Below are 9,943 nucleotides of genomic sequence, written 5' to 3'. Positions count from 1 at the left end.
CTGCGCGCTGCTGCTCGGGGGCGGGAGATGCGTGCTCGATGCACGCGCCGCCAAGCTCAGGCTGTCAGCTGGGGTGGGTGTGTCAGGCGGAGGCCTGACGGGCCCGGTTGCGGGCGGCACGGCGCTTCATCGCGCGACGCTCGTCCTCGCTGAGGCCACCCCAGACGCCGGAGTCCTGGCCGGACTCAAGCGCCCACTGCAGACACTGCTCGATCACCGGGCAGCGACGGCAGACGGCCTTGGCTTCCTCGATCTGCAGCAGCGCGGGACCGGTGTTGCCGATGGGGAAGAAGAGCTCGGGGTCTTCCTCGCGGCAAACGGCGTTGTGACGCCAGTCCATGGCTGCTACCTCTCCTTGGTATTACGTGCAAGTTGCTTGTGAATGTGAACGCTTTCACGAATCCCTCGACAAGTGAAGGGCCGAACGCCGAGTCTTCCCCGGCGGGGTCCTTGGTATGAAGAGGGGTTCCGGTGATCAGTGGAGGCCGGTGTTGGGGGCCGTCCCGATCGCCACGTAGAGACTCGCAAACCTCAGCGGCGGATACAACCCCTTCCGGAAAGTTTTTTTTGATTCCTCGGTGTCGACTGGGTCACAGCCGTACTTCCATGGGGTGGATCCTGGCCTAAACGTTCGAGTGAAAGGACTTTCGCCTCTTCCACTCACACAATCACACGCAGTGCGCGGCGTACGCCTGTGAACGTCACGCTCCTGCGCAGCCCCAGGTGGTCACCGTCCATCTGCAGAGGCAGAGGAGCCTTCGAATGCAAGGTGAAGCGGTCCAGATCATGGAGCGGGAACGCATGCCTGCCATGGGGTCCGCGCTCGGGGGACGAAGTGAGCAACTGGGTGCCATACCGGGCAACCGCGGCCGTCGACAGGCGGCTGAGACCGAGCACGTCGATGCCCGTGTCGAACGAAGCCTTAGGCGATGTGTACATGGGGCGATTGCCGAGATACGTCCAAGGGGACGTGTTCGAGACTATGGCGACAACAAGATCCTCGATCGGGTCCTCGCCGGGCCGCTCCAGAGTGATCAGGCCGTGCCGGCGATTGGCCTCGCCGAGGAACTGCCGGATCACCTGCCGTACGTACAGCGCGTGCGTCGACTTCTTACCCAGCTCGCGCTGCTGCTCGACCCGGCCGACGACGCCCGCGTCGAAACCGAGTCCCGCGTTGAAGGTGAACCAGCGGGCCGGCACCCCTTCGTCCTCGGTACCGGGGGTGCCGGAGGCGAGGCCGAGGCCCACCACCCGCTCCCGCTTCTCGCGCAGCGCGTCCAGCAGGGCGCCGGTGGCCTCGACGGGGTCGTTGGGCAGGCCGAGGGCGCGGGCGAAGACGTTGGTGGATCCGCCGGGCACGACGGCGAGGCCGGGCAGCCGGTCCAGCTCGGGTCCCGCGTGCAGCAGCCCGTTGACCACCTCGTTGACGGTGCCGTCGCCGCCGAGGGCCACGACCATGTCGATGTCGTCGCTCTCCGCGGCCTGCCGGCCCAGGTCCCGGGCGTGTCCGCGGTACTCGGTGGTGACCGCCTCCAGCTTCATCTCGCTGGCGAGCGCGTGGGTCAGCACATCACGCCTGCGTGCGCTTGTGGTGGTTGCCGCCGGATTGACCACGAGGAGAGCACGCATGCACGTCAGCGTACCTACCCGGCGGTACCGGGCCCAGGCCGAGGTAGGGAACGGGTAAGAGGGGAGGGCGTGAGCCCGCACACGCGGGCGGGCGCCGGTGACCGAGCCCACCCCCGGCCCGCTGCCGCCGACGGCTACCCTGCTGAGGTGAGCAGTGAGCAGACCTCCGTACCGGACACGGCCGAAGCCGACGGCACCGGCCCCCGCCCCCGTCGGCTGACGTACGCCGCCACGCTGGCCGGCCTGGAAGGCGTCGCGTTGTTCGGCGGCGGCCTCTGGGTCCTCGTGCTCGGCATCACCGGCGCCCCCGACGACCGGCAGCAGGCCGTGACGCTGGGTATCACCCTCGCCGTACTCGCCCTGCTCCCGCTCCTCGCCGCCCGCGGCCTTCTGCTGCGCCGCGGCTGGAGCCGGGGTCCCGCCGTGATCACCCAGCTGATGGCCCTGCCGGTGGGGCTGAACATGCTCAAGTCCGGCGGCCTCGCCGTGCCGGTCGGTATCGTCCTCGCCGTCGTGGCCGTCACGGCTCTCGTGCTGCTCGTCAACCGCGAGACGACCCAGGCCCTGAACATCAAGGGCCCGGGCCGCGCCGAGTAGGGCGGGCGCGCTCTACTCCTCCACCAGCAGCTTCTCCCGCAGCTGCGCCAGGGTGCGCGCCAGCAGCCGGGAGACGTGCATCTGGGAGATGCCGACCTCTTGCGCGATCTGGGACTGCGTCATGTTCCCGAAGAACCGCAGCAACAGGATGCGCTTCTCCCGCGGCGGCAGATCCTCCAGCAGCGGCTTGAGCGACTCCCGGTACTCCACTCCCTCCAGCGCCTCGTCCTCCGCGCCGAGCGTGTCGGCGACCGCGGGGGACTCGTCGTCGGTGTCGGGGACGTCCAGGGACAGCGTGGAGTACGCGTTCGCCGACTCCAGGCCCTCCAGGACCTCCTCCTCGGAGATCGCGAGCTTCTCCGCCAGTTCGTGCACCGTGGGGGAGCGGCCGTGCAGCTGGGACAGCTCCGCCGTCGCCGTGGTCAGCGCGAGCCGCAGCTCCTGGAGGCGGCGCGGCACCCGGACCGCCCAGCCCTTGTCCCGGAAGTGCCGCTTGATCTCGCCGACCACGGTCGGCGTGGCGTACGTGGAGAACTCCACGCCCCGCTCCGGGTCGAACCGGTCCACGGACTTGATCAGACCGATCGTGGCGACCTGGGTGAGATCGTCCAGCGGCTCGCCGCGGTTGCGGAACCGGCGCGCCAGGTGCTCCACCAGCGGCAGATGCATACGGACCAGCTGATTGCGCAGCTCCGCGTACTCCGTGCTGCCCGTGTCGAGCCCGCGCAGTTCGACGAACATCGCACGGGCCCCGCTGCGGTCGTGCGGGTCGTGCGGTGCGGCCTCCGCGCTCAGCGCGCCGTCGTCCGCGTATCGCTCGTGCTCGCTCATCGTCCCGCCCGTAGCCCTTCCCCGAGCCCTCGCCCCCGCGCGGCCGGCGGGAGCGTCCCCGCCGCGCGCCTCGGGCGGGGTGTCGGGGCCTGCGCCCGCACCGCCTGGCCCTGCGGAGTGGTCCTCCGGGTGTGGCCTGGCCTGCTCGGGGATGCCGTCGATGCCGTCCGCCATGCGCCGGGAACCGTCGCGGGGGTTCTCCCCGGAGGTCTCCGCCGCACTCGACCAGGGGGCACCCCCGTCCCCGGTCGGCAGCTCACGCGTGCCGCGCTCTTCGTCCCGCACCGGACCGTCCCCGTTCTCCCTCACGCCGGCCCGGGACCCGCGCCGCGCTGTTTGTAGAGGCTGATGGACACCGTCTTGTCCTCGTCGACGGCGGACGAGACCTTCCCCGCGAGGGCCGACAGCACGGTCCAGGCGAAGGTGTCCCGCGAGGGGGCATGGCCGTCCGTGGTCGGGGCCGACACCGTGACTTCCAGCGAGTCGTCGACGAGCCGGAAGACACAGCTGAGCACCGAGCCCGGCACGGCCTGCTGCAGCAGGATCGCGCAGGCCTCGTCCACGGCGATGCGCAGATCCTCGATCTCGTCCAGGGTGAAGTCCAAGCGGGCCGCCAGACCGGCCGTGGCCGTCCGCAGCACCGACAGGTAGGCACCCGCGGCCGGCAGCCGGACCTCCACGAAATCCTGGTTCGCCGCGGGTTCGCCTGCGATCTGGGACACCCTCACCTCCATGGTGGTACAAGCTTTACAGGGGCCGAGGGTCGCCCCCCGGGGCTAACGCGTAGGTGGTTCAAGCGGTGACGCTATCGCGCGCCGAATGTTTCCGTCCCCAGGACCCCGACCCCCTGGCGTCACTCACAGTAAAGCTGTGGATACGCTCCGTGTCTAGGGGGTGTGCGGCCCCAAATCGGAAGAGCGCGCGCCGGGTTGACGTACCCAGACGTCAGACGCCCGAACCGTCGTGCGTGCGCCGCCGCATGCAGTGTCACACGACACAGTGCCCGAACGAGAAGATGATCAACGATCGGACCCGGGTACCGCTCAGACGAGTACGTGGTCCACGAAGCACCACCGCCAGTCCTCGCCCGGTTCGAACGTCCGCATCACCGGGTGCCCGGTCTGCTCGTGATGCCCGGTGGCGTGCCGGCCCGGTGAGGAGTCACAGCAGCCGACATGGCCACAGCTCAGGCAGAGCCGCAGCTGCACCGGGTGCGTCCCGCTCGCCAGGCACTCCGGACAGGTCGCGGAGCGCGGCTCGGGTTCCGGATGTGGCAGCGCGTCGGCGTGCGTGCACTGTTTCATGATTGCCAGATTACGACGGGTGTGCGGGTGACCGCGCGGAAAATGAGGGTGGGCGAGAAGCATGGACGTGATGCCCCTGCTGTTGCTGGTCGCGGGCAGTGCCGCGGTCGCCGGGATCGCCCGGCGCACCCCGGTGCCCGCGCCGCTGCTGCTGGTCGCGGTGGGCCTGGTGATCTCGTACGTGCCCGGCATCCCCGACTACACGCTCGAACCCGATGTCGTGCTGCCCCTGGTGCTGCCCCCGCTGCTCTACAAGGAGGGCACCGAGAGCTCCTACCTGGACCTGCGGGCCCAGATGCGCCCGGTGGGGCTGCTGTCCGTCGGCTACGTGCTCTTCGCGACCTTCGTCGTCGGCTGGGCCGCCTATCTCGTCGTACCGGGGCTGCCGCTGCCCGCCGCGCTGGTGCTCGGCGCGGTCGTGGCGCCGACGGACGCGGTGGCGGCCGCCGCGATCGCCCGCCGGGTCGGGCTGCCGTCCCGGATCACCACGATCCTCCAGGGCGAGTCGCTGCTCAACGACGCCACCGCGATCACCGCCTACAAGGTGGCCCTCGCCGCCGCCGTCGGCGCGGGCTCCACCTGGGCGGGCGGCATCGAGGAGTTCCTGCGCGCGGCGGTCGGCGGCGTGGTCGTCGGCCTGGTGCTCATGGTGCCGATCCACTGGCTGCGCACCCGCCTGACCGAGGCGCTGCTCCAGAACACCCTCTCGCTGCTGATCCCGTTCGTCGCCTACGGGGTCGCCGAGCAGCTGCACGCCTCCGGAGTGCTCGCGGTCGTCGTGGTCGCCGTCTACCTCGGGCATCACGCCTGGGAGGTCGACTTCGCAACGAGGCTCCAGGAGGAGGCCGTGTGGAAGATGGTCGCCTTCGTGCTGGAGTCCGCCGTGTTCGCGCTGATCGGCCTCCAGCTGCCGCCCATCCTCAAGGGCCTCGCGGCCTATCACGGGGCCGACGCGGCCTGGTACGCGATCGCCGTCTTCCTGGTCGTCGTGGCCGCCCGGTTCGTCTGGACGTTCCCGGCGACCTTCCTGCCGCGCGTGCTGTCCCGGCGCATCCGGGAGCGCGAGGAGGACCCCACCTGGCGGGCGCCTGTCGTGGTCTCCTGGGCGGCGATGCGCGGCGTGGTCTCCCTGGCCATCGCCTTCTCCATCCCGGAGACGGTCCGGGGCGGCGCGCCCTTCCCGCAGCGCAACCTGATCCTCTTCCTGACCTTCACCACGGTCATCGGCACCCTGGTCGTGCAGGGCCTCACCCTCGCCCCGCTGATCCGCCTGATGAAGTTCCCCGGCCGCGACCGCCAGGCCGAGACCCTGGCCGAGGCCAACGCCCAGGCGCAGGCGTCCCTGGCCGCCGAACGCCGCCTGGAGGAACTCCTCGCCGACGAGCGCAACGCGCTGCCGCCGCCGCTCGCCGACCGCCTGCACGACGTTCTGGAGCGCCGCCGCAACGCCGTCTGGGAGCGCCTCGGCCAGGCGAACCCTGTCACCGGCGAGTCCGTGGACGACACCTACCGCCGGCTGTCCCGCGCCATGATCAGCGCCGAGCGGGAGGTCTTCGTACGGCTGCGCGACCACCGCTACATCGACGACGAGATGCTGCGCGCCCTGCTGCGGCACCTGGACCTGGAGGAGGCGGCGGCGTACCGGGAGACGGCGTAGCCCGCCGTGTCGCCAGGGCTCGGGGCCGCCAGGGCTCGGGGCCGCTGGGGCTTCGGGGCCGCTAGGGCTCGGGGAACGGCCGGCCGGTGACGACGGCCGCCAGGGTCGTGCCGCGCGGGAAGGCGCCTTCCTCGGCGAGGGCGGCAAGCCCGTGGAGCAACTTGGCGACATAGAGACGTTCCACGGGCAGCCCGTGCCGCTGCTCGAAGTCCTCGGCGAACGCGTCGAGTTCGGGGGTGGTCCGCGCGTACCCGCCGCAGTGGAAGCGGTCGTCCAGCGACCAGTCGCCGGTACGGCCGCCGAAGGCACGTTCCTGCAACGCCTCGACGTCGGCCGTCAGGAAGCCGCCCCTGAGGACCGGCACGCCGAGCGCGCGCTGCCCCTTCGCCAGCCCGCCCGCGAGCCCCGCGAGCGTGCCGCCGGTGCCGCAGGCGACCGCGACGACATCGGCGTGCCCGCGCAGTTCCGCCCCGAGCGCCGTGCAGCCACGCACCGCCGCCGCGTTGCTGCCGCCCTCCGGCACGACGTACGCCCCCTCGGCGCCGGCCGCGCGCAGGATCGCCGCCAGCGTCTCCGGCTCGGCCTTGTGCCGATAGGTCGACCTGTCGACGAACCGCAGCCGCATCCCGTCCGCCGCGCACCGGGCGAGGGAGGGGTTGAGCGGCCGGTCGGCCAGCTCCTGACCGCGCACCACACCGGTGGTGGCGAGCCCGAGCAGCCGTCCGGCGGCCGCGGTGGCGCGCAGATGGTTGGAGTAGGCCCCGCCGAAGGTGACCAGCGGCCGCCCGTCCGCCGCGGCGATGTTCGGCACGAGCTTGCGCCACTTGTTGCCGATCAGCTCCGGGTGGATCAGATCGTCCCGCTTGAGCACCAGCCGGATCCCGCGCCGGTCGAACCGCTCGTCCCGAAGCTCCCGAAGGGGCGAGGGAAGGCGGGAGGCGAGGGGATCGCTGCTGGTCACGGTGTCATTGTCGCCGACCTCGCGGACCCGCACCCGATCGAGGCCCCTTTTTCGCGGTCCTCCTTTCTGCCCACTAGTCCGATGATCCATTCCCCCTCTTTCGGGTAATGGCGTGGCAACCGTGCGTGATGGGACGCTCGATGCGAGACCGGCCCGTTGCGACCGGTGCATTACATGGGAGGGCATTTCCACATGTCGGTAGGCGAAGAGCTCCGCACGGATCAGGGCAAGCCGCAGCAGTCCCTCGGGACCGCGGCAGCGCGGAACCTGGCCACCACCACCAAGTCCGTTCCGCAGATGCAGGAGATCAGCTCCCGCTGGCTGCTGCGCACGCTCCCCTGGGTGGACGTCCAGGGCGGCACGTACCGGGTGAACCGCCGGCTGACGTACGCCGTCGGCGACGGCCGCATCACTTTCGTCAAGACCGGGGGCCAGGTCGAGGTCATCCCGGCCGAACTCGGCGAACTCCCGGCCCTGCGGTCCTACGAGGACGAAGAGGTGCTGGCCGAGCTGGCCCGGCGCTGCCGCCAGCGCGACTTCGCCCCCGGCGAGGTGATCGCCGACTTCGGCAACCGCAACGACGGGGTGCATCTGCTCGCCCACGGCCGCGTCGAGAAGATCGGCACCGGCCCCTACGGCGACGACTCGGTCCTCGGCGTCCTCGCCGACGGCTCCTACTTCGGCGACCAGGCACTCGTCGACCCGGACGCCATCTGGGAGTACACGGTCCGCGCGGACACCGCAAGCACCGTGCTGATCCTCAGCCGCCAGGACTTCGAGCAGATCGCCGAGCGCTCCGAGTCCCTGCGCGACCATCTGGCCCAGCTGCGCTCGATCCCGGAGCAGCGCACCAACAAGTACGGCGAGAAGGCCGTCGACCTGGCCGCGGGCCACTCCGGCGAGGCCGACATCCCGCACACCTTCGTCGACTACGAGGCCCGGCCCCGTGAGTACGAGCTGAGCATCGCCCAGACCGTGCTGCGCGTCCACTCCCGGGTGGCCGACCTCTACAACCAGCCGATGAACCAGACCGAGCAGCAGCTGCGGCTCACGGTCGAGGCGCTGAAGGAGCGCCAGGAGCACGAGCTGATCAACAACCCGGAGTTCGGTCTGCTCAGCAACTGCGAGTACGACCAGCGGATCCAGCCGCACGACGGCGCCCCGAGCCCGGACGACATGGACGAACTGCTCAGCCGCCGCCGCGGGACCAAGCTGTTCCTCGCCCATCCGCGCGCGATCGCCGCGTTCGGCCGCGAGCTGAACAAGCGCGGTCTGGTGCCGGAGACCATCGACATGGGCGGCAACCGCATCCCCACCTGGCGCGGGGTGCCCCTCTTCCCCTGCGGCAAGATCCCGATCAGCGAGGCGCGCACCACCTCGATCATCGCGATGCGCACCGGCGAGGACGAACAGGGCGTCATCGGTCTGCGGCAGTCCGGCCTCCCGGACGAGATCGAGCCGAGCCTGTCCGTCCGCTTCATGGGGATCAACGAGCAGGCGATCATCAAGTACCTGGTCACGGCCTACTACTCGGCCGCCGTCCTGGTGCCCGACGCGCTCGGCGTGCTGGAGAACGTCGAAATCGGCCGGTGGAGGTGACGTTTCCGCACGTCGCGGCCGTGTCCCCGACCGCCCGGACGGGTACACCCTCGGGGTACGCGTCCGGCCGGGCAGGATCCGCCGATGCCCGCGGACCTGGCGAGGGGGAGACATGGCCGAGTCCATGACGGAGACCGAACAACGTCCCTCCGGTGTGCCGTACCCCGGCACACCGGAGGGGCGGCGGGGGACCGGTGACCCGGGCCCCGCCCCGCACGACGGGCAGGAGGCGCCGGAGCTGCTGGAGCGGAGCCGGGCCCTGGTCGACCCGGCGATGCGCGCCGCCGTCGACTCGCTGCCCGCTTCCATGCGCCGGATCGCGCGCTACCACTTCGGCTGGGAGCACGTGGACGGCAGCCCGGCCGCGGGCCACGCGGGCAAGGTGATCCGCCCGGCCCTGGTGCTCGCCGCGGCCACCACGCTCGGCGGCCCGGCGGCCCGGGCGGCCGCCGTACCGGCCGCGGCGGCGGTGGAGCTGGTCCATAACTTCACCCTGCTGCACGACGACGTGATGGACCGGGACCCCACCCGCAGGCACCGGCCCACGGCCTGGACCGTGTTCGGGGACGCCGACGCGATCCTCGCAGGGGACGCGCTGCAGGCGCTCGCGCTGCGCCTGCTGGCCGAGGACCCGCACCCGGCCGCGGCCCCGGCCGCCGCCCGGCTCGCGGACTGCGTGATGGAGCTGTGCGCCGGCCAGCACACGGACACCGATCTGGAGCACCGCGCCCCGCAGGACGTCACGCTGGACGAGGTGCTCACCATGGCCGAGGCGAAGACGGGGGCGCTGCTGGGCTGCGCCTGCGCCCTCGGCGCGCTGTACGCGGGCGCGGGGCCCGAGGAGGTGGCCGCGCTGGACGGCTTCGGCCGTCAGGTGGGGCTCGCCTTCCAGCTGATCGACGATGTCATCGGGATATGGGGTGAGCCGCTGCGGACCGGCAAGCCGGCCGGTGCCGATCTCGCGGCCCGCAAGAAGTCCCTGCCGGTGGTGGCGGCGCTCGTCTCCAACACCCCGGCGGCGGCCGACCTCGCCGCGCTGTACGGAAAGCCGTACATCACCGGGGACAGCGAGGGCATAGCGCGGGCCGCGCTGGCCGTGGAGCAGGCGGGCGGCCGGGACTGGGCGCAGACGGAGGCGGCCGACCGGATGGCCCACGCCATGCAGGAGCTGGCCCGGGCGATCCCGGACCCGGAGGCGGCGGGCGAGCTGCTCGCCCTCGCCGAGTTCGTGACCCGGCGCAGCAGCTGAGCGCCGCGGTCCACGCCGCCGGTCCGTCCGGCGGCCCCGAGGACCCGGAGTCCCCGGGCCCGTGCGGCTCCTGACCCCGCACGGTGTCCCGGGGGCTCCGGTCGGCCGGGTCCCGT

General features: G+C 71.6%; 10 protein-coding genes. 4 read left to right on the top strand and 6 right to left on the bottom strand.

Annotated elements, in window-relative coordinates; all coding sequences use genetic code 11:
• Positions 1 to 82: 82 nt before the first annotated feature.
• The gene (locus ACLF5H_RS36135) at positions 83 to 340 is read right to left on the bottom strand and encodes a WhiB family transcriptional regulator (protein WP_003992873.1); all 258 of its coding nucleotides are present in this window, start codon (positions 338 to 340) and stop codon (positions 83 to 85) included.
• Positions 341 to 660: 320 nt separating this feature from the next.
• Positions 661 to 1,629: a diacylglycerol/lipid kinase family protein gene (locus tag ACLF5H_RS36130; RefSeq protein ID WP_421680226.1), complete on the bottom strand. Its 969-nt coding sequence runs from the start codon at positions 1,627 to 1,629 to the stop codon at positions 661 to 663.
• A gap of 147 nt (positions 1,630 to 1,776) precedes the next feature.
• Between ACLF5H_RS36130 and ACLF5H_RS36125 the strand changes: the two genes are divergently transcribed.
• Positions 1,777 to 2,226 carry a hypothetical protein gene (locus ACLF5H_RS36125; protein WP_421680225.1) on the top strand — a complete coding sequence of 150 codons (450 nt, stop codon included), beginning with the start codon at positions 1,777 to 1,779 and terminating at the stop codon, positions 2,224 to 2,226.
• A gap of 12 nt (positions 2,227 to 2,238) precedes the next feature.
• On the opposite strand, the gene ACLF5H_RS36120 is transcribed toward ACLF5H_RS36125, so the two are convergent.
• The 3 genes from ACLF5H_RS36120 to ACLF5H_RS36110 form a co-directional block, all read right to left on the bottom strand.
• A complete protein-coding gene (locus tag ACLF5H_RS36120) occupies positions 2,239 to 3,342 on the bottom strand; it encodes an RNA polymerase sigma factor SigF (RefSeq protein WP_421680224.1) in 1,104 nt (367 codons plus the stop codon).
• Positions 3,343 to 3,362: 20 nt separating this feature from the next.
• Entirely contained in the window at positions 3,363 to 3,779 is a 417-nt protein-coding gene (locus tag ACLF5H_RS36115; protein WP_009190566.1) for an anti-sigma regulatory factor, read from the bottom strand.
• 321 nt (positions 3,780 to 4,100) lie between these two features.
• Positions 4,101 to 4,361: a UBP-type zinc finger domain-containing protein gene (locus tag ACLF5H_RS36110; RefSeq protein ID WP_421680223.1), complete on the bottom strand. Its 261-nt coding sequence runs from the start codon at positions 4,359 to 4,361 to the stop codon at positions 4,101 to 4,103.
• Positions 4,362 to 4,422: 61 nt separating this feature from the next.
• Here ACLF5H_RS36110 and ACLF5H_RS36105 point away from each other — a divergent pair, with 61 nt between their 5' ends.
• Complete coding sequence (locus ACLF5H_RS36105; protein WP_421680222.1) at positions 4,423 to 6,018, top strand: Na+/H+ antiporter; 1,596 nt, start codon at positions 4,423 to 4,425, stop codon at positions 6,016 to 6,018.
• A 61-nt stretch (positions 6,019 to 6,079) separates the two neighbouring features.
• On the opposite strand, the gene ACLF5H_RS36100 is transcribed toward ACLF5H_RS36105, so the two are convergent.
• The gene (locus ACLF5H_RS36100; protein ID WP_421680221.1) at positions 6,080 to 6,979 is read right to left on the bottom strand and encodes a 1-aminocyclopropane-1-carboxylate deaminase/D-cysteine desulfhydrase; all 900 of its coding nucleotides are present in this window, start codon (positions 6,977 to 6,979) and stop codon (positions 6,080 to 6,082) included.
• Positions 6,980 to 7,171: 192 nt separating this feature from the next.
• Between ACLF5H_RS36100 and ACLF5H_RS36095 the strand changes: the two genes are divergently transcribed.
• Both ACLF5H_RS36095 and ACLF5H_RS36090 read left to right on the top strand, forming a co-directional pair.
• Positions 7,172 to 8,578, top strand: coding sequence for a family 2B encapsulin nanocompartment shell protein (locus ACLF5H_RS36095; RefSeq protein ID WP_421680220.1), 1,407 nt, complete (start codon positions 7,172 to 7,174; stop codon positions 8,576 to 8,578).
• 112 nt (positions 8,579 to 8,690) lie between these two features.
• Positions 8,691 to 9,827, top strand: a complete 1,137-nt coding sequence (locus ACLF5H_RS36090; protein ID WP_421680219.1) for a family 2 encapsulin nanocompartment cargo protein polyprenyl transferase — start codon at positions 8,691 to 8,693, stop codon at positions 9,825 to 9,827.
• Positions 9,828 to 9,943 lie beyond the last annotated feature (116 nt).

The sequence above is a fragment of the Streptomyces sp. LaBMicrA B280 genome (assembly GCF_049222185.1).
Classification (GTDB): Bacteria; Actinomycetota; Actinomycetes; order Streptomycetales; family Streptomycetaceae; genus Streptomyces; species Streptomyces murinus.
Note: the sequence above shows the minus strand (reverse complement) of the source record. Positions and strands in the feature narration are given on the sequence as shown.